This is a genomic window from Staphylococcus sp. Ze2 (genome assembly GCF_048568365.1).
In the GTDB taxonomy this organism is placed as follows: Bacteria; Bacillota; Bacilli; order Staphylococcales; family Staphylococcaceae; genus Staphylococcus; species Staphylococcus xylosus.
This window is the reverse complement of record NZ_CP183486.1, coordinates 2,261,910-2,286,663: the sequence shown is the minus strand read 5'-3', so window position 1 is coordinate 2,286,663 and position 24,754 is coordinate 2,261,910. Positions and strand designations below refer to the sequence as shown.

At 32.4% G+C, this 24,754-nt stretch carries 20 protein-coding genes; 15 read left to right on the top strand and 5 right to left on the bottom strand.

Annotated elements, in window-relative coordinates; all coding sequences use genetic code 11:
• Positions 1 to 52 precede the first annotated feature (52 nt).
• A complete protein-coding gene (locus ACM591_RS10720) occupies positions 53 to 1,375 on the bottom strand; it encodes a CoA-disulfide reductase (RefSeq protein WP_029379164.1) in 1,323 nt (440 codons plus the stop codon).
• Between the two features lie 32 nt (positions 1,376 to 1,407).
• On the bottom strand, positions 1,408 to 2,250 hold the full coding sequence (locus tag ACM591_RS10715) for a Cof-type HAD-IIB family hydrolase (protein ID WP_029379163.1): 843 nt from the start codon (positions 2,248 to 2,250) through the stop codon (positions 1,408 to 1,410).
• Positions 2,251 to 2,363: 113 nt separating this feature from the next.
• Here ACM591_RS10715 and ACM591_RS10710 point away from each other — a divergent pair, with 113 nt between their 5' ends.
• From ACM591_RS10710 to clpB, 3 genes are all read left to right on the top strand, one after another.
• On the top strand, positions 2,364 to 2,672 hold the full coding sequence (locus ACM591_RS10710) for a metal-sulfur cluster assembly factor (protein ID WP_017722322.1): 309 nt from the start codon (positions 2,364 to 2,366) through the stop codon (positions 2,670 to 2,672).
• 222 nt (positions 2,673 to 2,894) lie between these two features.
• Entirely contained in the window at positions 2,895 to 4,724 is a 1,830-nt protein-coding gene (locus ACM591_RS10705; protein ID WP_326007551.1) for an acyltransferase family protein, read from the top strand.
• A gap of 487 nt (positions 4,725 to 5,211) precedes the next feature.
• Positions 5,212 to 7,821: an ATP-dependent chaperone ClpB gene (gene clpB / locus ACM591_RS10700; RefSeq protein WP_326026927.1), complete on the top strand. Its 2,610-nt coding sequence runs from the start codon at positions 5,212 to 5,214 to the stop codon at positions 7,819 to 7,821.
• Between the two features lie 219 nt (positions 7,822 to 8,040).
• Here the strand turns inward: clpB and ACM591_RS10695 are convergent, their stop codons facing one another.
• A complete protein-coding gene (locus ACM591_RS10695) occupies positions 8,041 to 8,235 on the bottom strand; it encodes a YjzD family protein (RefSeq protein WP_029379160.1) in 195 nt (64 codons plus the stop codon).
• A gap of 194 nt (positions 8,236 to 8,429) precedes the next feature.
• On the opposite strand from ACM591_RS10695, the gene ACM591_RS10690 reads away from it, so the two are divergent.
• The 3 genes from ACM591_RS10690 to ACM591_RS10680 all read left to right on the top strand — a co-directional run bounded on the left by ACM591_RS10690 (position 8,430) and on the right by ACM591_RS10680 (position 12,214).
• Positions 8,430 to 9,371 carry a beta-ketoacyl-ACP synthase III gene (locus tag ACM591_RS10690; protein ID WP_029379159.1) on the top strand — a complete coding sequence of 314 codons (942 nt, stop codon included), beginning with the start codon at positions 8,430 to 8,432 and terminating at the stop codon, positions 9,369 to 9,371.
• Between the two features lie 11 nt (positions 9,372 to 9,382).
• Positions 9,383 to 10,627 carry a beta-ketoacyl-ACP synthase II gene (gene fabF / locus ACM591_RS10685; protein ID WP_058626073.1) on the top strand — a complete coding sequence of 415 codons (1,245 nt, stop codon included), beginning with the start codon at positions 9,383 to 9,385 and terminating at the stop codon, positions 10,625 to 10,627.
• A gap of 354 nt (positions 10,628 to 10,981) precedes the next feature.
• Positions 10,982 to 12,214 (top strand): MFS transporter, encoded by a 1,233-nt coding sequence (locus ACM591_RS10680; protein ID WP_326007552.1) that lies wholly within the window; start codon positions 10,982 to 10,984, stop codon positions 12,212 to 12,214.
• Between the two features lie 231 nt (positions 12,215 to 12,445).
• Here the strand turns inward: ACM591_RS10680 and ACM591_RS10675 are convergent, their stop codons facing one another.
• Positions 12,446 to 12,820 (bottom strand): DUF3899 domain-containing protein, encoded by a 375-nt coding sequence (locus tag ACM591_RS10675; RefSeq protein ID WP_029379156.1) that lies wholly within the window; start codon positions 12,818 to 12,820, stop codon positions 12,446 to 12,448.
• Between the two features lie 244 nt (positions 12,821 to 13,064).
• On the opposite strand from ACM591_RS10675, the gene opp3b reads away from it, so the two are divergent.
• From opp3b to ACM591_RS10650, 5 genes are read left to right on the top strand one after another with little or no spacing between them, the layout of a single operon-like run.
• Positions 13,065 to 13,991 carry an oligopeptide ABC transporter permease gene (gene opp3b, locus ACM591_RS10670; protein WP_017722312.1) on the top strand — a complete coding sequence of 309 codons (927 nt, stop codon included), beginning with the start codon at positions 13,065 to 13,067 and terminating at the stop codon, positions 13,989 to 13,991.
• On the top strand, positions 13,991 to 15,058 hold the full coding sequence (gene opp3C / locus ACM591_RS10665) for an oligopeptide ABC transporter permease (RefSeq protein WP_029379155.1): 1,068 nt from the start codon (positions 13,991 to 13,993) through the stop codon (positions 15,056 to 15,058). Before opp3b ends, opp3C begins: the two co-directional genes overlap by 1 nt.
• 18 nt (positions 15,059 to 15,076) lie before the next feature.
• Entirely contained in the window at positions 15,077 to 16,159 is a 1,083-nt protein-coding gene (locus ACM591_RS10660; protein ID WP_038678235.1) for an ABC transporter ATP-binding protein, read from the top strand.
• The gene (locus ACM591_RS10655; protein WP_029379153.1) at positions 16,149 to 17,093 is read left to right on the top strand and encodes an ABC transporter ATP-binding protein; all 945 of its coding nucleotides are present in this window, start codon (positions 16,149 to 16,151) and stop codon (positions 17,091 to 17,093) included. The genes ACM591_RS10660 and ACM591_RS10655 overlap by 11 nt, the downstream gene beginning before the upstream one ends.
• A 20-nt stretch (positions 17,094 to 17,113) precedes the next feature.
• Positions 17,114 to 18,769, top strand: a complete 1,656-nt coding sequence (locus tag ACM591_RS10650; protein WP_186335350.1) for a peptide ABC transporter substrate-binding protein — start codon at positions 17,114 to 17,116, stop codon at positions 18,767 to 18,769.
• 69 nt (positions 18,770 to 18,838) lie between these two features.
• Here the strand turns inward: ACM591_RS10650 and trpS are convergent, their stop codons facing one another.
• On the bottom strand, positions 18,839 to 19,828 hold the full coding sequence (trpS, locus tag ACM591_RS10645) for a tryptophan--tRNA ligase (RefSeq protein ID WP_029379151.1): 990 nt from the start codon (positions 19,826 to 19,828) through the stop codon (positions 18,839 to 18,841).
• A 304-nt stretch (positions 19,829 to 20,132) separates the two neighbouring features.
• Here trpS and spxA point away from each other — a divergent pair, with 304 nt between their 5' ends.
• From spxA to pepF, 4 genes are all read left to right on the top strand, one after another.
• Complete coding sequence (gene spxA, locus ACM591_RS10640) at positions 20,133 to 20,528, top strand: transcriptional regulator SpxA (protein ID WP_002483765.1); 396 nt, start codon at positions 20,133 to 20,135, stop codon at positions 20,526 to 20,528.
• 339 nt (positions 20,529 to 20,867) lie between these two features.
• The gene (mecA, locus tag ACM591_RS10635) at positions 20,868 to 21,584 is read left to right on the top strand and encodes an adaptor protein MecA (protein ID WP_326025684.1); all 717 of its coding nucleotides are present in this window, start codon (positions 20,868 to 20,870) and stop codon (positions 21,582 to 21,584) included.
• 205 nt (positions 21,585 to 21,789) lie between these two features.
• Complete coding sequence (locus ACM591_RS10630) at positions 21,790 to 22,788, top strand: competence protein CoiA (protein ID WP_029379149.1); 999 nt, start codon at positions 21,790 to 21,792, stop codon at positions 22,786 to 22,788.
• A gap of 53 nt (positions 22,789 to 22,841) precedes the next feature.
• A complete protein-coding gene (gene pepF / locus ACM591_RS10625) occupies positions 22,842 to 24,650 on the top strand; it encodes an oligoendopeptidase F (protein WP_029379148.1) in 1,809 nt (602 codons plus the stop codon).
• The last annotated feature ends 104 nt before the right edge of the window (positions 24,651 to 24,754 follow it).

Genomic DNA, 24,754 nt, shown 5'->3' with positions numbered 1-24,754 from the left:
CTTCATTGTTATAGCCTCTTATTGTTTTCGTGTTAGTAAAATAAAGTTGATTTTATTTATTTCGAGCTTTATAGCCTATCATATTAATGATATCTTTAGGTCTGCTATAAGGTGGTGCATAAGCAACTTCAAATTCTGTCAGTTCATCAATTGTTAACTTTTGCATCATTGCCATCGATAAGACATCGATACGTTTGTCTACACCTTTTTCTCCAACTGCAGCAGCACGAATAATACGTCTGTTAGCTTTGTCAAAATAAACGCGTAAGTGTAATTTTTTATTTCCAGGGTAATATCCCGCATGTTCCCCTTGATTAACTTCGACTATTCCATAATCAAAATGTTCTAATTCTTGTGGCGATAAACCTACACTAGCAAAGGTATAATCGAAGAATTTTACGATGTTTGAACCTAAAAATCCTTTAAATTTCACACTAGGATTACCTGCCAATTGTTCAGCAATGACACTTGCGCCACGATGTGCTCCCCATGCAAGAGGCACGTGTGCATTTAAATCAACGTGTCTGTAACGTGATGTTATGATATCACCAAGCGCATATATATTTGATATATTAGTCTGAAATTGGTCATTAACAGGGATATAACCTTTGTCGTCTAAAGTAATATTCGATGATTTGATAAACTCTGAATTTGGTTTTACGCCTACACCTTCGACAATTAAATCAAATGTTTCTACTTTACCAGAGGAGAAATATACTTCGTTACCATCTACTTTTGTTATTTCTTCATTAAAGCGATATGGGATATGACGTTTATCCATTTCATCAATAATCGCTTGGTTCATGTCTTGATCCATCAATTTATTAATGTGCGTTGAGCGATGGATTAGGGTAGGCGTGATACCCCGTTCATAAAGGTTGTCTAGAATTTCTAAGCCTATATAACCCGTACCTACAACAAGCGCTTTATTTACATTTTGTTGTTCAATAAAAGTCTCAATTGCATCTGTATCTTCCATATTTCTTAATGTAAATGCTATAGGACTATTTAAGTTTAACGAATTTGCACTACAGCCAGGACTTAATATTAAAGTATCATAGTGTTCTTCAAACGAAGTATTATTTACGCGATTGTAAACTGTAATCGTTTGTGAATCATCATTGATAGATGTCACTTCGTGATACGTTTTTACAATTATATTTTTGGAATCATAAAAAGCTTCTGGCGTTGCTTCAAGAACTTTATCGCGTGAATCTACGACATTGCCTAAATAGTAAGGTAACGCACAGTTAGCGAAACTCATGTCACGATCTTTTTCGAAAACAACAATTTCGCTTTCTTGATCTAATCTTCTTATTTGACTAGCTACAGTTGCACCTCCAGCAACTGCACCAACGACTACAATTTTAGTCATAATATAAGGCCTCCTTAAATTAAAATCCTAAATTAAATTTGAGATTTTATAGTTTCTTCATAAGGCATATTTAATTGGAAATAATCATTTAAATAGCGTCCAATACCATCATCATTATTAGAATATGTAACTTGATTTGCAACATGTTTAAGTTCGTCCAAGCCATTGTCCATGGCAATACCATATTTAGCATATTTAATCATTTCTAAATCATTATCTTCATCACCGAACGCGATAATATGATTTCTGTCGATATCCAAATGAGTCTTTACGTAATCTATACCACGTGCTTTGCTAATCCCTTGTTTAACAATTTCGATGACTGGAAATGGTGATCCCCATCTACGGTGTTCTATATTTTCTGCGTAAAAGCGTGTCAACATTTGTTTAACCCTAGGAATCATGAATTCTTCTGCTTCAACTAAAATGGATGTAGGGGATTCAGTTAATGAAGTTAGTAAATCTCCAGTTTCTACTTTTGGATTACCCATTGAAAAGCCATCGAATAATCTTTGATCATAGTTATTAATAAATACGTAGTCTTTGACTTCTGCAATAATATTAGATACACCATAATCATTCAAACTTTTTATAATATTTTTAGATAGGTCTAAATCTAATACATCATGTTTTATTTCAAATTGATCATCTTTAGGATGATGTACGAATGCACCATTAAAATTCACAACCGGCGTGTCCATATTTAGTTCATGGTAATAAATTTGGCTAGCTCTATATGGTCTACCAGTAGCAATCATTAATTTATGCCCTTGATTTTGTAATTTAGTTAATACTTGTTTTGTATAAGGTGTGATTTCTTTTTCATCATTTAAAAGTGTTCCGTCTAAATCTAGACAAATTAAATAAGGTTCCATTGAATTCTCCTTAATGTTTAATAATTGACGTATGAATATCATAGCATTTTATTGGCGTTTTGTAAGATATTTGATATATTGTTAGTATGATTAATTACGAAGAGGTGAAATGTATGGATGAAGGATTAAAAGATAGCATATTAAATGCTTTGGAAATGGTTATTGACCCTGAGTTAGGTATTGATATTGTAAACTTAGGTTTAATATATAATGTAGATGTAGATGACGAAGGTTTATGTACTGTAGAGATGACATTAACATCTATGGGATGTCCAATGGGCCCTCAAATAGTAAACCAAGTTAAAATGGTATTAGCAGAAATTCCAGAGATTTCAGATACAGAAGTGAATATTGTTTGGAGTCCACCATGGGGCAAAGAAATGATGTCTCGTTACGCTAAAATTGCTTTAGGTATTGGCTAAACAAATTAAATAGCAACTATAAAATAGTCTGATGTACTTAATTGTACATTGGGCTATTTTTTATCTGGAAATTTAGAGGGTGTAGTATTTAAAAATATATTTTTTCTGTAGTGCAATTCATTAAAATAATTGCAGTTATATTACAGAAGTATTACAATGATTGGGTGAATGATAAGGAGTAATATGAAATAATTTATTTTGGGGATGAAAGAATGAATAGAAATGAACAATAATTTAAATAAGAATAAGCAGTTAAAGTATAGCACGCGCTATATGCCAGGCATAGATGGATTGCGAGCAATTGCGGTGATCGGTATTATAATCTATCACTTAAACAAACAATGGTTAACTGGTGGCTTTTTAGGTGTAGATACATTCTTTGTGATCTCTGGATATTTGATTACTAGCTTATTACTTTTTGAATATGAGTCCACGGGTATTATTAATTTAAAACAATTTTGGTTAAGGCGTATTAGAAGATTAATTCCAGCCATGTTAGTCCTCGTGATAGTAGTAACGGTAGCAACGTTAATATTTAAACCTGGTGAAATTGTAAATATTAAACAAGATGTGTTTGCAGCTGTTTTTTATGTTTCGAATTGGTGGTATATAGCAACAGATGTTAATTATTTTGAACAGTTTGCTTTTATGCCATTAAAACATTTATGGTCACTTGCAATTGAAGAGCAATTCTATATTATTTTTCCTATCGTATTTATTTTATTACTGCTCACAATAAAGAAATATCGAAATGTAACTTTAGTGTTTTGGATAATCTCTTTGATTTCTTTATTAGCAATGATTATTATAAGCCAATATCAAACAGGAAATTCACGCGTTTATTTTGGCACTGATACACGGTTACAGACCATGTTATTAGGTGTGATTTTTGCATTTGTTTGGCCTCCGTTTAAATTAAAGAGAAATCCAAACTATATATTGAGAACTATCATTGATAGCATAGGCGTTGTTGCCATCGCACTATTGTTAATGCTGTTCTTTAAAGTGAATGATAATAGTAATTGGATATATCATGGTGGTTTTTATTTAATTTCTTTACTGACGTTATTTGTAATTATTAGCTCAGTACATCCATCTGGTTATTTTGCTAAAATATTAGGTAACCCGTTATTTATATACATAGGGGAACGTTCTTATAGTTTATATTTATGGCATTTCCCTGTAATTAGCTTTATACATTCATATTATGTAGATGGTCAATTACCTGCTTATGTTTATGTTATTGATATTATTTTAACTATTGTGTTGGCAGAAATATCTTATCGTTATATAGAGACGCCGTTTAGAAAACAAGGCATAAGAGCATTTAGTATCTCACGTGGAAATAAACAGGCAGTAATTAGATCAATCGTGTTAATTTTATTTTTATTGCCTGCAATATTTGTCTTTGTAGGCAGCTTTGACAAACTAGGGAAAAATGATATAAATCACAAAGCAACATCGTACAATACGAATGAAATAGATAAATATTTGGTCAGACCAATTCCAGTTGATGATGTTAACTTTTTAGGAGGTTCTGACTCTAAAAAAGATAAGGATAATGAAGTGTATACAGATTTAAAACCATTGCTAATTGGAGATTCTGTAATGGTTGATATTGGGGAAAGTTTTAAAATGAAAGTGCCACATGCTAATATTGATGGCCAAGTTGGTAGGAATTTATATGAAGCGGCACCATTAGTTGATCAAAAATATCAAAACTATAATCAAAAATCAGACCAAGTTATCTTAGAGTTGGGAACAAATGGAGATTTTTCTGAAGAACAATTAAATGAATTAATTAAAAAATTCGGTGATGCTCAAGTATATTTAGTGAATACTCGAGTACCTAGAAGTTATGAAAGTCACGTTAATGAGTTGATGTCGGACGTTGCCAAAGAGCATGATAATGTTACTTTAATTGATTGGTACAAAAGATCTGAAGGTCATTCAGAATATTTTGCACCTGATGGTATACATTTAGAAAATGCGGGTATCAAAGCAATGATAGATGAAATATTAAAACATATTACTCCTAAAAAAGATAAATAGAGTTTGCATGACTATACAAAAGAGAATGACAGTAGGGTTGGTTGAATCTATTATAAAGAATTATTATTTGAAGTTAGTAAGTAATAACTTCTCATTTCAATTTTAAAGCTAGTTTACTAGCATAGCTTGGCGAGAATATCTATTCATTTTTAAAAATGAATAGATATTCTCGCTTTTTTAAGTTTTAATTATTCATTAAATTAAAACTTATTAAAATACTACTAAAACGTTAAGTACTTTATTAATAATAAAATAGTTAATGATATAATTTTGTAAAAATTATGGAGGTAAAGGGGTGTTTATTTAATTTAAATAATGGGGAAAACATTAATATAACAAGCTTTAATAATGTTAAAAAAATTTAAGAATTATAATCATAAGTGTTGAAAAGTAACATTGAAAGGATTATAATTAACTTAAGGTCAAAGAAAGTCAAAGTCAAACTTAATGACGTTTGATCAAATACTAAATGGTGAGGTGAATCATTTTGGATATTAATCAAATGACCTATGCTGTTCAAGGAGCTTTACAAAAAGCTGTTGAATTAGCAAAAGCAAATGAAAACCAAAATATAGAAATTGAAGCTGTATTAAAAGCAGCGCTTGAAGAAAGCGAAAGTTTATTTAAAAGTGTTTTAGAAAGAGCTAATATTGATACTGAACATTTAAGCAATGCATATACTAATAAATTGAAAAACTATCCAACCGTACAAGGAGATAACGTTCAATACGGACAATATATCAGTCCAAAAGCAAATGAATTATTCAATAGTTCAGAATCATATATGAAATCATATGAAGATGAATACATTTCAATGGAACATATCATATTAGCTGCAATGGATGTTGATGATACAACAAAACAATACGTAGATAATAAAAAAGAAATTATCGTAGAAATTATTAAAAAAATAAGAGGGGGAAACCATGTGACGACACAAAATCCAGAGGCAAATTATGAAGCATTAGAAAAATATGGTAGAGATTTAGTTGAAGAAGTTCGTCAAGGTAATATGGATCCAGTGATTGGACGTGACGAAGAAATAAGAAATACCGTAAGAATTTTAAGTAGAAAAACAAAAAACAATCCTGTGCTTATCGGTGAACCAGGTGTAGGTAAAACAGCTATTGTTGAAGGTTTAGCGCAGAGAATTGTTAGAAAAGACGTACCTGAGTCATTATTAGATAAAACGATATTTGAATTAGACTTAAGTGCACTTGTTGCAGGTGCAAAATATCGTGGTGAATTTGAAGAGCGACTGAAAGCAGTCTTGAAAGAAGTGAAAGATTCAGATGGTAGAATCTTATTATTTATAGATGAAATTCATATGCTTGTAGGTGCTGGTAAAACTGAAGGTGCAATGGATGCTGGTAACATGTTGAAACCTATGCTTGCTAGAGGTGAATTGCACTGTATTGGGGCTACAACACTAAATGAATATAGAGAATATATTGAAAAAGATTCAGCTTTAGAACGTCGTTTCCAAAAAGTAAATGTATCAGAACCAGATGTAGAAGACACAATTTCAATCTTACGTGGTTTGAAAGAACGCTATGAAGTTTATCATGGTGTACGTATACAAGATAAGGCGTTAGTAGCAGCCGCAGAACTTTCAGACCGTTATATCACAGATCGCTTTCTTCCAGATAAAGCAATCGATTTAGTTGACCAAGCGTGCGCGACAATCAGAACTGAAATGGGGTCCAACCCAACAGAATTAGACCAAGTTAATCGTCGTGTAATGCAATTAGAAATAGAAGAAAGCGCATTGAAAAATGAATCCGATAATGCAAGTAAACAGCGTTTACAAGAGTTACAACAAGAATTATCTAATGAAAAAGAAAAACAAAACGCAATTCAATCTCGTGTTGAAGAAGAGAAAGAAAAAATTGCTAAGTTACAAGAAAAACGTACGGAATTAGATGAAAACAGAAAGGCATTAGAAGATGCTGAAAATAATTACAACTTAGAAAGAGCAGCTGAATTACAACATGGTACAATTCCTGAATTAGAAAAAGAATTACGCGAATTAGAGGATGCATTCCAAAATAAACAAAATGGAGATAATGAACGTATTATTCGTGAAATTGTTTCTGATGAAGAGATTGGAGATATTGTTAGTTCATGGACAGGTATTCCAGTTTCGAAACTTGTTGAAACTGAAAGAGAGAAACTGTTAAATCTATCAGATATATTGCATGAACGTGTTGTAGGACAAGATAAAGCAGTAGATTTAGTTTCTGATGCAGTTGTAAGAGCACGTGCAGGAATCAAGGATCCTAACAGACCTATTGGTAGCTTCTTATTCCTAGGTCCTACAGGTGTAGGTAAAACAGAATTAGCTAAATCATTAGCATCAACATTATTTGATTCAGAGAAACACATGATTCGCATTGATATGAGTGAGTATATGGAGAAACATTCTGTCTCTCGACTAATTGGGGCGCCTCCAGGTTATGTAGGTCATGACGAAGGTGGTCAATTAACTGAATCAGTTCGCCGTAATCCATATTCTGTAATTTTATTAGATGAAATTGAAAAAGCTCACAGTGATGTATTTAACGTATTATTACAAATACTTGAAGAAGGTCGCTTGACGGATTCTAAAGGGCGTGAAGTAGACTTTAAAAATACAATTATTATAATGACTAGTAATATAGGTTCGCAAATATTATTAGAAAATGTTAAAGACTCAGGTGTGATAACTGAAACAACAGAAAAAGCTGTGATGAATAGTTTAAATCAATATTTCAAACCTGAAATCATTAACCGTATGGATGACATTGTTTTATTCAAACCGTTATCTATTAATGACATGAGTTTAATTGTTGATAAATTATTAACAGAGTTAAATATAAGATTAATGGGACAACGTATTTCAATCAATGTGTCAGAAGAGGCGAAGGCTTGGTTAGGTGAAGAAGCTTATGAACCACAGTTCGGTGCAAGACCATTGAAACGTTTTATCCAAAGACAAATTGAAACGCCATTGGCACGTAAAATGATAAGAGAAAATTTACCTGAAGGTACAACTATTGATATAGAGTTGACTGATGATGGTTTAACATTTTCTGAAAATAAACCCGAAGCAATTTAACAAATACTATTAATATAGAATACAATTTCTTTAATTAAAATAATTTAGTGGGGAACGCGTAATTGAAAGCAAAGTAAGCATTTGTTTTCTGAGGCGTTCCCATTTTTATATAAAAAAAACAAGTCCAAGACATATAAATGTCTTGGACTTGTTTAATGTTATAGTAATCTTTGACGGAATGAGACAATGGAATCATAAGATTATTGTCCTGCGCCATATTTAGTGATGTTCTTTGGCCTCATGTTTACTAGGTTTGATCATCATATCAAATAAAGCGATAATAATTGTAAAAGCAATCGCTCCAAAGATTGGTGTTACATAGTTAAGTTCACCGCCACCATTCAAGCTATTAAGTACGAAATTAATCATTTGTAATAAAACAATAGACCAAAATAAAACTGCGAGGTATTTCATTATGTAATGCCTCCAATATAATATATATAACTTCATTATAAATAATTAAGTGTAGTTTGTATAGAGAGAAGTAATATTTAAAATTTCGATGTGTTGTTCTTGTATTTGAAATGTGTATTATGTTAAATTAATACCTGGTATTAAAAGTTTAATTCAAATAAAAATTAAAATTAAGATTAAGAAGGTGTACAACCATGGATGTGGGTATTAAAGGTTTTGGTGCATACGCACCTGAAAAAGTTGTTAAAAATACCTATTTTGAATCATTTTTAGAAACTTCAGATGAGTGGATTTCACAAATGACTGGTATTAAAGAGCGTAGATGGGCAGATGAAAATGAAGAAACTTCTGACATGGCTTATCAAGCGAGCTTAAAAGCAATCAAAGATGCAGGGATTGAAGCTTCAGAAATCGACATGATTATTGTAGCGACATCGACTGGTGATTTTCCTTTTCCAACAGTAGCTAATATTTTACAAGAAAAATTAGGCGTGGGGAAAGTTGCTTCCATGGATCAACTTGCAGCATGCAGTGGTTTTATGTATGCAATGATTAATGCAAAACAATTTGTACAATCTGGTGATTATAAAAATATATTAGTTGTCGGCGTAGATAAATTATCTAAAATCACTGACTTTACAGATCGTTCAACAGCTATTTTATTCGGAGACGGTGCTGGCGCAGTAGTTATTAGTGAAGTATCAGAAGGGCGCGGTATTTTAAGTTATGAACTAGGTTCAGATGGCTCAGGAGCAAAACACTTATTTTTAAACCCAGAAAATGGCAAAATATTTATGAACGGTCGTGAAGTATTTAAGTTTGCTGTAAGAATCATGGGAGAAGCGTCAACAAACGCGGTGGCTAAAGCAAATTTAACACCTGATGATGTTGACATGTTTGTACCACACCAAGCAAACATTAGAATAATGGAGTCTGCTAGAGAGCGTTTGGGTATTCCCAAAGAAAAAATGAGTGTTTCTGTAGATAGATTCGGAAATACGTCAGCAGCATCTATTCCATTAAGTATCGGTCAAGAATTAGAAAACGGCAAAATTAAAGATGACGATGTCCTTGTATTAGTCGGTTTTGGTGGCGGCTTAACATGGGGCGCTATCACACTAAGATGGGGAAAATAGGAGGATAAATTATGAGCAAAGAACAGCGTGTTGTAATAACAGGAGTTGGCGCATTATCACCTCTAGGCAACGATGCTAAAACATCGTGGGATAACGCATTAAAAGGTGTTAGTGGTATTGATAATATTACAAGAGTAGACACAACAGATTACAGTGTTCATTTAGCTGGAGAATTAAAAGATTTTAATATAGAAGACCATATTTCGAAAAAAGAAGCACGCAGAATGGATCGTTTCACGCAATATGCGGTAGTAGCTGCTAGAGAAGCGGTTCAAGATGCTAAACTTGAAATTAATGAGAATAATGCTAATAGAATTGGAGTATGGATTGGTTCAGGGATTGGCGGTATGGAAACATTTGAAATTTCTCATAGCCAATTAATTAATCGTGGTCCAAGAAAAGTGAGCCCATTTTTTGTACCCATGCTAATACCTGATATGGCTACTGGTCAAGTATCTATTGATATTGGTGCCAAAGGGCCAAACGGTTCGACGGTAACAGCTTGTGCAACTGGTACGAACTCAATTGGAGAAGCGTTTAAGATTATTCAACGTGGCGATGCAGATGCAATGGTTACGGGTGGAGCTGAAGCGCCAATTACACATATGGCAATCGCAGGCTTTAGTGCTAGTCGTGCATTATCTACAAACGTTGATAAAGAAACAGCATGCCGTCCTTTCCAAGAAGGCCGTGATGGGTTCATCATGGGTGAAGGCGCTGGTATTGTAGTATTAGAATCTTTAGAATCAGCGCAAGCACGCGGTGCCCAAATATATGCAGAAATTGTAGGATATGGCTCAACGGGAGATGCATATCATATTACAGCTCCAGCACCACAAGGTGAAGGTGGTTCTCGTGCTATGCAAGCTGCTATGGATGATGCTGGTATTGAAGCTAAAGATGTTCAATATCTTAATGCGCATGGTACAAGTACGCCAGTAGGTGACTTGACTGAAATCCAAGCTATAAAAAATACATTTGGTGAAGCTGCTTCTACATTAAAAGTAAGTTCAACTAAATCAATGACAGGCCATTTACTTGGTGCAACAGGCGGTATTGAGGCAATCTTTTCTGCTCTTTCAATTAGAGATAGTCGCATTGCACCTACAATTAATGCAAACACACCAGATCCGGAGTGTGATTTAGATATCGTCCCTAACCAAGCAGAAGATTTAGATATTACTTATGCAATGAGTAACAGTTTAGGTTTCGGCGGACATAATGCAGTAATTGTATTGAAAAAATTTAATGACTAAAATTGTATAGTATTTTATACGGTTAAGTTATAAATATAAAAATAAACCAAACGCTATGTTTTTAGTGTTTGGTTTATTTTTGTGTTCGGAGATATTTCAAAAGTTTACCGGAAAATTTAATATCTATTTGATTTTTATTCAAAATAAGCAGTCTAATATTTATGAACGCCACTTATTACTATATATTATACTTATATAAGCAAATAAAATGTTATGAAAATTTAAAGAGTTAAAACATTTGCTTATTGGCAATATTAGTATTTAAAAATATAATATATTTAGTAATCATCTATTCATATTATATATTTAATGTATAATAGTGAGCATTCATATAATTAAAAAAGGGGACACAAGATGAAAAGATTTTTGACACTATCTACAACATTAAAAACACGACTTTTAGCTGATTTTATCTTAATCATTGCGAGCCAAGCAATTATACCTTTTTTGGCATTATATTTAACTAGTAAAGTGAATGCAGTGTTTGCGGGTGTTTTCTTAATAACAAATCTTATTGTAAGTTTTATTGTGTCTTTCATTGGTGGGTATATAGGGGATAATTATAACAGGAAGAAAGTAGTAAATTATATTCATTTTCTTTATGCAATTTGTCTCATTATTTTAAGTATAACCGTTACTATGGACGGTATAGGATTAGTTATTTTTTGTATAACAGTTTTTATTTTTGAAATTATGTTTGCTGCGAGCGAACCTATTTTTGAGGCAGCAATTATGGATGCAATTTATGAAGAAGTTCGTGAATACGTTTATCAACTAAATTATTGGATGTTTAATATTAGTACAGCAATTGGTATGGTGCTAGGTGCTTTACTCTATTTAGGTCATAAACGATTATTATTTATGATATTTTTCTTAGCAATGCTCATAAGTTGGTACCTTTTTGAGAAATACTACGATGTAGAGCAAGTTTATAAGCAAAAAGAAGAATTAACATCAAAATTTAAAGATTTTATTAATAGTTATCATACAGTTATAAAAGATAAATATTTTATGATGCTAAATTTAGGTTTCATGTTAGTAATTATGGCGGAATTAAGTTTGAATTCTTATGTTGTGGTTAGATTGAAGTCTGATTTTGAACCATTAAGCTTTTTTGGGTTTTACATAGATGGAGTGAGAATGTTTACTGTTATTATGATAATCAACACACTTGTTGTAGCTACTTTAACTTTTACAGTAAATAGAATCGTGGAATCAACATCCAAAAGAATTGCATTTATTTTAGGTATTATATTATATACCATTGGTTATAGTGTGTTGACATCTGCGAGTTCATTTTGGATTTTATGCTTATTCTCAGTTATTGCCACACTAGGAGAATTGATATATTCGCCTATACAAAACGCACAAAGGTTTTTAATGATACCAGATGATAAACGAAGTACATATAATACATTTGGTATGATTTCATTTTATGGTGGTAACTTATTAGCACGTTCTGGGTTGATTATAGGGGCTTTTGTTTTACCATGGATGATGTCGGTATACGTTGCAATCGTTGTTTTAATAGGCTTTGTGTTGTTATATTATGCTTTGTTTTGTAACCCAAACATTGAAACACAATAATGGAAAAAGAGAGCAAGAAATCAATTTTAGCTAAAATGATTTAATTGTATTAATCTATTTTTAGCAAAGCTAACTAGCAGTAAAACTATAATCATTTAGTGATATTATAACGCATTAGTCCGAGACATAAGTAGGTGTCTCGGACTAAATTTTGTTTCAATGGTTGACAGTATTACAAATTATATAAAAAGGTATTACTATTTTAATTAAATTAACTAATTAGGTCAGATTTTAAATTGAAAATGATATGACAATTGTGAGTATTAAATAAAATAAATTAAAACTAAATGCAATCTTTACCCATGAAGATACAAAATAGTCATCCTTTTTAACTTGTTTAGGTTTAAAAAATTCATCATTTTCCATGGTATCTTTGTGTTTTTTACTAGAAAGTTGATATTTTAATCGCCTAAAGCCATAACTCGTAGGATCGAAAATACCTTCTTGCACAATAATAATAATAAAAAAGAATATAGTTAACGAAATCGATATATAGAAGAAAATATTAATGAAGTATATCAAAGTATGCGAAACAAAAAACCAAAATAGCAAAGATAGAATTGGTGTTAAAAGCGCCCAACCTAATATAGAAGTTATGTTTTTCATTATTTTGTCTCCTTTAATTAATAAATTTATTGTAACTTAAAATTACTTGGAAATGAATAATAATTGATGGAATTTCTTTTATAACAATACTTATAAGATTTATAAAATTATTTAAAAAATGATTACTTTAATAATGTAAAGTAAAACAATGTTGATTAAAATATGAACTAAAAGTATAATGTTATTAAATATTTCTGAATATTTTGAAGGGAATGTTTATTCTGAAATTAAAGGGGGATAAAATATGCTTAAGTATATTATGAAGCGTTTAGGGTATATGATTTTGTCATTATTCATAATCATAACGATCACGTTTTTCTTAATGAAGTTAATGCCAGGTTCGCCATTTAATGATGAAAAATTAAATGAAGAGCAGAAACAAATTTTAAATGAAAAATATGGTCTGAATGATCCGGTACCTGTACAGTATGCTAGTTATTTAAAGAATGTTGTTACGGGGGACTTTGGTAACTCATTCCAATATGACAATCAACCTGTTTGGGACTTAATAAAACCGAGGTTATTACCGTCGTTCGAGATGGGGATGACAGCGATGGTTATCGGTGTAATACTAGGTTTGATTTTGGGGGTCATAGCAGCAGTGCGGCAAAACACCTGGGTGGATTATTCTGCAACAGTGATTTCGGTTATTGCGGTTTCAGTACCATCATTTGTATTAGCAGTATTATTGCAGTATGTCTTTTCGGTAAGACTACAATGGTTTCCTGTTGCGGGTTGGGAAGGGCTATCAACAGCAGTGTTACCTTCACTAGCTTTATCTGCAGCAGTACTGGCAACCGTGGCTAGATACATAAGAGCGGAAATGATTGAAGTATTAAGTTCAGATTATATCTTGTTAGCACGTGCCAAAGGTAATTCAACAATGAGAGTGCTATTTGGGCATGCATTAAGGAATGCATTAATTCCAGTTATAACAATTATTGTGCCTATGTTAGCGAGTATTCTGACAGGTACATTAACAATTGAAAATATCTTTGGTGTGCCTGGTTTAGGGGACCAATTCGTTAGATCAATAACAACAAATGATTTCCCAGTTATCATGGCAACGACGATTTTATTCAGTACACTATTTATTGTTTCCATTTTCCTTGTAGACATATTATATGGTGTTATTGATCCACGTATACGTGTACAAGGGGGTAAAAAATAATGCCTGATAAAAGAGATGAAAAATTAAATGATGATCATTCAAATGCAGTGATGACTACTACCTCTGAAGCTATTCCAGCATCCGATTTTATTAGAAGTAACAATGATATTGAAAAAGAACCTGAAATGCAAAGAGAGAGTAAAAACTTTTGGCAAGATGCATGGACACAATTGAAACGCAATAAACTCGCAGTAGTAGGGATGATTGGTTTGATTTTTATTGTGATATTAGCGTTAATAGGGCCACTGCTAAGTTCACATGATTATGCTGAACAAGATGTTGAGCGTCGTAATCTACCGGCTAAGATACCAGTGCTAGACCAAATTTCATTCTTACCATTTGATGGTGAGGGTGCACAAGGCGTTGATGCTTATAAAGAAGCTGGAGTTAAAGAGAACTTCTGGTTCGGTACAGACCAATTAGGTAGAGATTTATGGTCAAGAACTTGGCAAGGTGCCCAAGTATCATTATTTATTGGCGTTGTCGCTGCTTTACTAGATATATTTATAGGCGTCATATACGGAGCTATATCAGGATTCTTTGGGGGACGAATAGATAATGTTATGCAACGTATAATAGAAGTTGTTGCTTCTATTCCAACACTTATCGTTGTGATTTTATTTGTGCTGATCTTTGAACCATCTATTTGGACGATTATTTTAGCGATGGCTATTACTGGATGGATTGGTATGAGTCGTGTCGTGCGTGGAGAATTTTTAAAGTTGAAAAACCAAGAATTTGTATTGGCCTCAAAAACATTAGGTGCATCAAAATTTAAACTGATTTTCAAACATATTTTACCTAACACGTTAGGTGTTATTGTAGTCACTTCAATGTTTACAGTGCCTAACGCAATATTCTTTGAAGCATTTTTAAGCTTTATTGGTATTGGAGTACCTGCACCAAGAACATCATTGGGCTCCTTGGTAAATGAAGGAAGAGCTATGTTGCTCATCCACCCGCATGAACTATTTATACCAGCGTTAGTATTGAGTTTACTAATCTTATTCTTCTATCTATTTAGTGATGGATTACGTGATGCATTTGATCCGAAAATGCGTAGATAATAAAAGGAGGCAACAGATATGTCAGAAAGAATATTAGAAGTTAGTGATTTGCATGTTTCCTTTGATATCGACGCAGGGGAAGTACAAGCGGTAAGAGGCGTTGACTTTGTTATCGATAAAGGAGAGACATTAGCAATTGTTGGTGAATCTGGTTCGGGTAAATCAGTGACAACAAAAGCTATTACGAAATTATTCCAAGGTGACAGCGGAAGAATTAAAAAAGGGCAAATTAATTTCTTAGGTGAAGATTTAGCGAAAAAATCAGAACAGGAATTGATTAAATTACGTGGTAAAGATATTTCAATGATTTTCCAAGATCCAATGACATCGTTAAATCCAACAATGAAAATTGGAAAACAGGTAATGGAACCGCTAATTAAACATAAAAATTATAATAAAGCAAACGCTAAAAAAAGAGCGCTTGAAATTCTAAATCTAGTTGGTTTACCAAATGCTGAAAAACGATTTAATGCGTATCCCCATCAATTTTCAGGTGGACAAAGACAAAGAATCGTTATAGCAACGGCACTCGCATGTGAACCGAAAGTGCTTATTGCAGATGAGCCTACCACTGCACTGGATGTGACAATGCAAGCGCAAATATTAGAGCTTATGAAAGAGCTTCAACATAAAATCAGTACGTCTATCATATTTATTACACATGATTTAGGTGTTGTAGCAAACATAGCGGATAGAGTTGCTGTAATGTATGGCGGTCAAATGGTAGAAACAGGTGATGTAGATGAAATATTCTATGATCCAAAACATCCATATACTTGGGGCTTACTTTCTTCAATGCCAGACTTAACAACTGGCACTGAGACAGAATTGCTAGCGATCCCTGGTACACCACCTGATTTGTTACATCCGCCAAAAGGTGATGCGTTTGCGGATCGTAGCCAATTTGCTTTAGATATTGATTTTAAGACACCACCACCGTGGTATCAAGTATCGCCAACACATTTTGTGAAATCATGGTTGCTGGACGATCGTGCACCTAGCGTAGAACCACCCGAAATGGTTAAAAAACGTTTGCGTAATATGCCAAATAACTTTGATAAACCACAACAGGTAGAAAGGGTGTCTTTCAATGGAGAATAGTAATGAGTTATTATTGCAAGTGAAAAATTTAAAACAATATTTTAACGAAGGTAAAAGAAACGAAGTTAGAGCTATTGAAAACATTTCTTTTGATATTTATAAAGGTGAAACATTTGGACTTGTTGGTGAATCAGGATGTGGAAAGTCAACGACAGGAAAAGCAATTATTAAATTAAACGAAATATCGGATGGCGAGATTTTATATGAAGGCGTGGATATCCAAAAAATTAAAAATCGTAAAGATTCTTTGAAATTCAATAAAAAGATTCAAATGATTTTCCAAGATCCTTATGCTTCTTTAAACCCAAGACTTAAGGTAATGGATATCATAGCTGAAGGTATTGATATACACAAACTTTCAACAGGGGTAAAAGACCGAAAAAGACGTGTTTATGATTTGTTAGAAACTGTTGGTTTAAGCAAAGAGCATGCCAATCGTTATCCTCATGAATTCTCAGGTGGTCAACGCCAACGTATCGGGATTGCAAGAGCACTAGCAGTTGAGCCTGAGTTTATTATTGCTGATGAACCTATTTCGGCGTTAGACGTCTCAATACAAGCACAAGTCGTTAATCTATTATTAAAATTACAGAGAGAGCGTGGCATAACGTTTTTATTTATTGCTCATGATCTATCAATGGTTAAATACATTTCGGACAGAATTGCGGTTATGCATTTTGGTAAAATTGTAGAAATAGGTAGTGCGGATGAAATATACAATCACCCAATGCATCCCTATACGAAGTCATTACTTTCTGCTGTACCTCAGCCTGACCCTGAAAGTGAAAGAGTTAGAAAAAGAACTCAATTTAAAGAGGATGACACTAAGAATAATCAACGCTCATTACATGAAATTAGAGCGAATCATTATGTATTTACTACAGATGAAGAAGCTGAAGAATTAAAATCTCAAACACATGAGGCTTCTGTTTAACAGGGAAAGGGGGGCAAATGATGAAAAAATTTAAGTTTTTAATTATTTTAGTAGCGCTATCCGTTGTGTTAGCGGGTTGTGGCAATGCTGAAGGAATTTATTCTGATAAAGGAGATGTATTTAGAAAAGTGATACCACAAGATATTTCTTCTTTAGATACGGCCTTAGCTACTGATACCGTTTCATTTGATATATATAACCAGGTATATGAAGGATTATATACCTTAGATAAAAATGATAAAGCGAAACCAGGTGTGGCAAAAGCTATGCCAAAAGAAAGTAATGGTGGTAAAACCTTAACGATTGATTTGCGTAAAGATGCAAAATGGTCTAATGGTGATCCAGTTACAGCGCATGATTTTGAATATGCGTGGAAACGTGTCGTTAATCCTGACACAGCATCTGAATATGCTTATATTATGTATGATTTAAAAAATGCTGAAGCAATAAATATGGGCAAAAAGGACGTAGATGAGCTAGGGGTTAAAGCGGTTGATGACCATACCTTAAAAGTAGAATTAACAAAACCTATACCATATATGAATGAGATGCTAGCCTTTGCAACGTTTATGCCACAAAATGAAAAAGCTGTAAAGAAAGCTGGACAACAATATGGTACTACAGCTGATAAAACAGTGTATAATGGGCCATTTAAAATAAAAGATTGGAAAGTTGAAGATAAAATACAGCTTGTGAAAAATGATGATTATTGGGATAAAAAGGCAGTGAATTTAGATCGTGTAAATTACAAAGTGTTGAAAGATCAGCAAGCAGGGGCGTCATTATATGACACAGGTTCTGTAGATGATACAGTAATAACTGCCGATCAAGTTGATAAATATGCAGACAATCCGGGATTAAAGAAACGTTTATTAGCAAGTACATTTTATATTAAGTTAAATCGAGACAATGTGCCGGAATTTAAAAACAAAGACTTAAGATTAGCAATTTCTCAAGCAATTAATAAAGAGGGCTATGTAAATTCAGTTAAAAATGACGGTTCAGAAGCTACAGATGGCTTTACATCTAAACTAACAGCTAAATCACCAGATGGTAAGGATTTTACCGAATCAATTGATTCGCCATTAACATATAATCCTAAAGCAGCAAAACAACATTTAGAGAAAGCAAAAAAAGATTTAGGCATTAAAGAATTAACATTTACAATGAACACGGAAGATACTCCAAGTTCAAAAATTTCAGCAGAGTTTATTAAATCTCAAATTGAAAGTAATTTGCCAGGAGTTACAATGAATATTAAACAATTACCGTTTAAACAAAGAGTGAACCAAGAACATTCGGAAACATTTGAAGCATCATTATCTGGTTGGGGACCAGATTACCCAGATCCATTAACGTTCTTGAATATTATGACTACAGGTAATCCATCTAATAATACAGGATGGGGTAATAAAGAATTCGATAAATTAGTTAAAGATGCTAATGGCAAATTATTGAAGAAACCTGAAGAACGAAATGCAGCAATGAAGAAAGCAGAAGAGTTATTGCTAGCAGAAGCCCCAGTTGCACCAGTTTATCAAAAAGGGGAAGCGCATTTAACTAACCCTCAAGTTAAAGGTTTGGTATATCATCAAATTGGTGGAGACACGACATTAAAACATGTGAAAATTGATAAGAGTATCGACCCTAAAACTGGTAAAAAGAAAGAAAAGTAAGTATTAAAAAAGGAGAATCCGACGTATTGGATTCTCCTTTTTATGTTGTGGAAATTTCAAGCTCGGTACTTATCTTTTACGACCTAAGCCCATAGCTTTTTCCATTTTTTTCAAAGTTTTAAATGAAACTTTTTGTGCTTTATCTCGACCATTATCTAAAATTGTATCAAGCTCATCAGAATTAAAATAATAGTCATACTTTTCTTGGAAATTAGTTAAGAATGATTTCACGATTTCTGCTAAGTCTGCTTTAAACACACCATAGTTTGAATCTTTATATTTTTCTTGAAGTGAGTCAATAGATTCATCAGTTAAACTTGAATAAATAGATAATAAATTAGAAATTCCTGGTTTGTTTTCACGATCAAATTTAATGACACCGTCAGAATCGGTTACAGCACTTTTGATTTTTTTAGCGGCAACATTTGGCTGATCAAGTAGTGAGATGAAGTTTTTTTGGTTATCGTCACTTTTACTCATTTTTTTAGTTGGTTCTTGAAGGCTCATCACACGGCCACCAACTTTTGGCATACGGATTTCTGGTTTGACCAATACATCATTATAACGGGAGTTAAATCTGTCTACTAGATTACGTGTTAACTCCATATGTTGTTTTTGGTCATCACCAACTGGCACGATATTAGTATTATAAATAACGATATCAGCAGCCATCAATGGTGGATATGTTAACAATCCTGCTGGTACACCTTCAGTTTGTTTTCCTGCTTTATCTTTAAATTGTGTCATACGTTCTAATTCACCAATTGAAGAAATCGTAGTGAGCATCCAACTTGCTTGAACATGCGCAGGAACTTCAGATTGAATAAATAGTGTTGATTTTTCTGGGTCTATACCAGAAGCTAAATAGATTGCAGCAAGTTGTCTAATTTGTTTACGTAATTTTAATCGATCTTGGGGTACCGTGATTGCATGTTGGTCAACGATACAAAAGAAACAGTCGTAATCATCTTGTACTTCACCAAATTGTTTCAATGCGCCAATGTAATTACCAATTGTTGGAATCCCACTAGGCTGGATACCTGAAAATAATGTTTCCATTTTATGATGCCTACTTTCTGAAATTTAATTTAATACACAATACGTATATTATAACAGTATTTCAATCATTTGTAAGTTATGTTAAACTACATGTACATCAATATTTCTAGTTGAATTTATTGAGAAATACTTTTATTTTAAATTTTTTGAAAAAAATTAGAGAATTCTCATTTAATTTTAATGTTGAAAGGGTATACTTTCATTGTAAGGTTAAGGAAGGCGAAGAAAACTATAAAGTTTCCTAATCATATAAATATTGAAATCAAATGAATTTACATTCATGAAAAATAGGAGAGTGAGATGTATGGTAACATTATTTACTTCACCAAGTTGCACATCTTGCCGTAAAGCGAAAGCATGGTTACAAGAACATGACATTCCGTATACGGAGCGTAACATTTTTTCAGAACACTTAACAATTGACGAAATCAAACAAATTTTAAAAATGACTGAAGACGGTACTGATGAAATTATATCTACACGTTCTAAAACTTATCAAAAATTAAACGTAGATATTGATGCGTTACCACTTCAAGATTTATATTCAATTATTCAAGATAACCCTGGTTTATTACGTCGTCCAATCATTTTAGACGAAAAACGTCTACAAGTTGGTTATAACGAAGATGAAATCAGACGTTTCTTACCTAGAAAAGTTCGTACGTTCCAATTGCAAGAAGCGCAACGTATGGTTGACTAAGACAAATTACAAGTGAAATAAATAAATCGTAAACCATAAAGTAATGAATTGAAAAATTGCTTTATGGTTTTATTATATTCAACATAACAAAAACTCATGGGCTTAGGTCAAACAAAAAGGTTGTCTGACTGAAAAAATCGATTTAATATAGAGTTAAGTTAGTTTTGAAGCAGCACGCTTGAATGGTTAGTGCTGTTTTTTTGGCTAATATAAGGGTATGTGTTAATATAAGGTACTAATTGGAATTTAGTGAAATTTAATCAAACAAATCAATTGTAATTATTGCTATGTTCTAATACAATATGATTACTATTCATCGACTGTAAGGAGTGAGATGATATGAGAATAGAGCGCGTTGACGATACTACCGTTAAATTATTTATAACATATAGTGATATTGAAGCAAGAGGTTTTAAACGTGAAGATTTGTGGACTAATCGCAAACGTGGAGAAGAATTCTTTTGGAATATGATGGAAGAAATCAATGAAGAAGAAGATTTTGTTGTTGAAGGCCCGTTATGGATTCAAGTACACGCTTTTGAAAAAGGTGTTGAGGTAACGATATCTAAATCTAAAAATGAAGATTTAATTAACATGTCAGATGAAGATAATGAACAACTTGATTATCAAGTGAACGATTTATTATCACAGACGTTTGATCAAGATGATAGTTTAGAAGATTTATTTGAGCAACGTCAACAACAGAAAGAAAGTAACCATAGCCAAGAACGAAATGACCATAAACAGCAAAATACACGTACTGTTGTTGTTAAATTTAGTGATTTAGAAGAAGTAATCGACTATGCACATCACAACGATCAAGTGACAGATGCATTTGAAGATTTATTATATAGTCTTAACAATATTTATTATTATGCTGTGCATTTTGACGAAAATGTAGATCAAGAAACAATTAATGATAGTTATAGTCAATTACTTGAGTTCGCATATCCTACTGATAAATCTGAAGTTTATTTAAATGACTATGCTAAAATAATCATGAGCCATAATGTCGCGTCACAAGTGCGTCGTTATTTCCCAAACACTGTAGAATAATTAATATGAATAAAATAAATTGAATGATATAACCATTTCTAGAATTGATTTGCAATTTATAGTAAGGGTTATGTTTTTGAAAAAGATTTAAAGCCGACAAAGTATAGACTTTGTCGGCTTTTTTATATCAGGTAAGAGGAATTTATAATTTTGCTAAAGTAATTTATGAAAGATTACCGTGTATATTAAATGAGGTGATTAAGACATGTTGTATGCTAAAGATTGCAAAGGGAAATTAATAACTGCGTATAACGCTAATAAATATTGTGCTTATAAGTGTCCACATTGTCAAAATACAGTCATTCTAAAAAAAGGATCAATAAAAACATCGCATTTTGCTCATGCTCACAGAGATTCAAACTTTTGTAACAAAGGCGAAACTTATGAACATTATATGTTTAAACATGAGTTGGCACAGCAGTTAAATAAATTAGATTATCACGTCACAATTGAACCTTATATATCGCAGTGCTACCAATATCCTGATTTAATCATTAATAATAAATTTGCGATTGAAATACAATTTTCAAATATAACTATAGATAATATAAAAAAACGAAGTAATGGATTAGCTAATATTGGTTTTGACGTTATTTGGATTATCGGTAAGTTGAAATATAACCAAAGAACAAAAATTTTATTTTTAAATAAGTGTGAACGTACTTATATTAATTTGAAGAAAAGACAACTCTTTTCATGGCATAGTGACACATCTATATTATATAGATATAAAATAATACAATTTATTGGTGGAAATCGTTACATAGCGATTAGGGAACAAATTTCGTACAAACAATTTACATATTATTTTATTAATAGTGACTCTGCGAAGTTACCATGTCATTTTAAATTAACGAAGTCTACTATAAAACAATATATCAAGAATTGTAGGCGTCAAGGCACTGTTCATGAGCCTAGTTTAAGTGTCATTTATAATTTACAACTAGAGGAATCATGGGTTTGTGAAAATCTAGGTATGGTATATCCAGAACAAATATTCATACAATCACATCCTATTTATTGGCAATTGCAATTGTTGAATATGATAAATAAAAATAAGATTAATAAAAGGGTATTTTTAGATATTATTAGATATAATCATTTTTATAATTATGATGTTAATAGTCCAGTAATAGTTCAAGCAATTATCCGCAAGTTTCAAAAATCATGTCAAAATATTGGGTATAATAACGTGCAAAATTGAGCCTTACATGAGAAAATTATAGTATTGAATTTAATAGGAGGTTTACTAAAATTATGACACAACAATTAACAAGAGAAGAACAAGAACGTAAATATCCTGAGTATACATGGGATTTAACTACTATATTTGAATCGGATGAAGCTTTTGAAGAAGCTTTTAAAGAAGCAGAACAAAATTTAGGGAAAGAACAACAATTTAAAGGTCATTTAGCTGATAGTGCTGATACTCTATACCAAGCGCTAGCTTTAGAAGATGAATTAGGTTCTAAATTAGAGAAAGTTTATGTATACGCACATTTAAAACAAGATCAAGATACAGCAAATGATAAATACACAGGTTATGAAGCGCGTGCGCATCAATTAATAATTAAGTTTAGTTCAGGCTGGAGTTTCTTAGTACCTGAAATTTTGCAAATTGATGAAGACAAGATCCAATCATTTATTGATGAAAATGACAATTTAAAGCAATATGCATTTGATTTGAAATTAATTAATGAAAAACGTCCACATGTTTTGAGTGCGGATAAAGAAAAGTTACTTACAGAAGCACAAGATGCTTTATCAACAGCTGACAATGTATATGGTATGTTCAGCAATGCTGATTTAGAGTTTGAAGATGCAATCGATAAGGATGGCAATCGTCATTCACTTACCCAAGGTACATTCATAAAATGTTTAGAATCAGATGATCGTATATTAAGAAAATCTGCATTTGAAAATTTATATAAAGCTTATGGAGCCTATAATAATACTTTAAGTGCTACATTAGCAGGGGAAGTTAAAAAGAATGTATTTAATGCACGTACACATAACTATGAATCAGCAAGAGCAGCAGCTTTAAGTAATAATCATATCCCGGAAGCTGTTTACGACAATTTAGTAAAAACAGTCCATAAATATTTACCGTTATTACACCGTTATACAGAATTACGTAAAGAATTATTAGGTCTTGAAGATATGAAAATGTACGACCTATATACACCTTTAGTTAAAGATGTGAAGTTTGAAATGCCATACGAGGAAGCAAAAGATTGGATGGTTAAAGCTTTACAACCTATGGGTGAAGAGTACATGGAAGTAGTAAATGAAGGATTAACTAATCGTTGGGTAGATGTATATGAAAATAAAGGTAAACGTTCAGGCGGTTATTCTTCAGGAGCACATCTAACAAATCCATTTATCTTATTAAATTGGTCAAATACTGTGTCTGATTTATATACTTTAGTTCATGAATTTGGTCATTCAGCGCATAGTTATTTCAGTCGTAAAAATCAACCATCTAATTCAAGTGATTATACAATATTTGTCGCGGAAGTAGCATCTACATGTAATGAAGCGTTATTAAGCGATTATATGGATAAACATTTAGATGATGAGCGTAGGTTGTTGTTATTAAACCAAGAGCTTGAGCGTTTCCGTGCCACATTATTTAGACAAACGATGTTTGCTGAATTTGAACACAAAATTCATCAAATAGAAGAAGCGGGAGAGCCATTAACAGCAAATCGTATGAACGAAGAATATGCTGAATTGAATCGTGTTTATTTTGGTGACTCGGTTGAAACAGATGAAGATATTAGCAAAGAATGGTCAAGAATCCCTCACTTTTATATGAACTATTATGTGTATCAATATGCAACAGGCTATAGTGCTGCACAAAGTTTAAGTCATCAGATATTAACTGAAGGGCAACCAGCTGTGGATAGATATATTAATGAATTCTTGAAAAAAGGTAGCTCAAATTACCCAATTGAAATCTTGAAAAATGCTGGGGTAGATATGACAACACCTGAACCAATTGAACAAGCTTGCCAGGTATTTGAACAAAAATTAGATGCTTTTGAAAAGTTAATGAAAGCTTAGTATGAATGTATTCGTTTACAATATGACAAGTTTGTGACAAACCAAATTTATTTAATTTAAAAGGTTGAAAGGTGTATTTTACCGTGTTATATTATAAACATGAA

Coding starts and splice junctions, on each gene's coding strand:
- ACM591_RS10720 (WP_029379164.1), bottom strand. CDS start 1,375: ATGACTAAAATTGTAGTCGTTGGTGCAGTTGCTGGAGGTGCAACTGTA.
- ACM591_RS10715 (WP_029379163.1), bottom strand. CDS start 2,250: ATGGAACCTTATTTAATTTGTCTAGATTTAGACGGAACACTTTTAAAT.
- ACM591_RS10710 (WP_017722322.1), top strand. CDS start 2,364: ATGGATGAAGGATTAAAAGATAGCATATTAAATGCTTTGGAAATGGTT.
- ACM591_RS10705 (WP_326007551.1), top strand. CDS start 2,895: ATGAACAATAATTTAAATAAGAATAAGCAGTTAAAGTATAGCACGCGC.
- ACM591_RS10695 (WP_029379160.1), bottom strand. CDS start 8,235: ATGAAATACCTCGCAGTTTTATTTTGGTCTATTGTTTTATTACAAATG.
- ACM591_RS10690 (WP_029379159.1), top strand. CDS start 8,430: ATGGATGTGGGTATTAAAGGTTTTGGTGCATACGCACCTGAAAAAGTT.
- fabF (WP_058626073.1), top strand. CDS start 9,383: ATGAGCAAAGAACAGCGTGTTGTAATAACAGGAGTTGGCGCATTATCA.
- ACM591_RS10680 (WP_326007552.1), top strand. CDS start 10,982: ATGAAAAGATTTTTGACACTATCTACAACATTAAAAACACGACTTTTA.
- ACM591_RS10675 (WP_029379156.1), bottom strand. CDS start 12,820: ATGAAAAACATAACTTCTATATTAGGTTGGGCGCTTTTAACACCAATT.
- opp3b (WP_017722312.1), top strand. CDS start 13,065: ATGCTTAAGTATATTATGAAGCGTTTAGGGTATATGATTTTGTCATTA.
- opp3C (WP_029379155.1), top strand. CDS start 13,991: ATGCCTGATAAAAGAGATGAAAAATTAAATGATGATCATTCAAATGCA.
- ACM591_RS10660 (WP_038678235.1), top strand. CDS start 15,077: ATGTCAGAAAGAATATTAGAAGTTAGTGATTTGCATGTTTCCTTTGAT.
- ACM591_RS10655 (WP_029379153.1), top strand. CDS start 16,149: ATGGAGAATAGTAATGAGTTATTATTGCAAGTGAAAAATTTAAAACAA.
- ACM591_RS10650 (WP_186335350.1), top strand. CDS start 17,114: ATGAAAAAATTTAAGTTTTTAATTATTTTAGTAGCGCTATCCGTTGTG.
- trpS (WP_029379151.1), bottom strand. CDS start 19,828: ATGGAAACATTATTTTCAGGTATCCAGCCTAGTGGGATTCCAACAATT.
- spxA (WP_002483765.1), top strand. CDS start 20,133: ATGGTAACATTATTTACTTCACCAAGTTGCACATCTTGCCGTAAAGCG.
- mecA (WP_326025684.1), top strand. CDS start 20,868: ATGAGAATAGAGCGCGTTGACGATACTACCGTTAAATTATTTATAACA.
- ACM591_RS10630 (WP_029379149.1), top strand. CDS start 21,790: ATGTTGTATGCTAAAGATTGCAAAGGGAAATTAATAACTGCGTATAAC.
- pepF (WP_029379148.1), top strand. CDS start 22,842: ATGACACAACAATTAACAAGAGAAGAACAAGAACGTAAATATCCTGAG.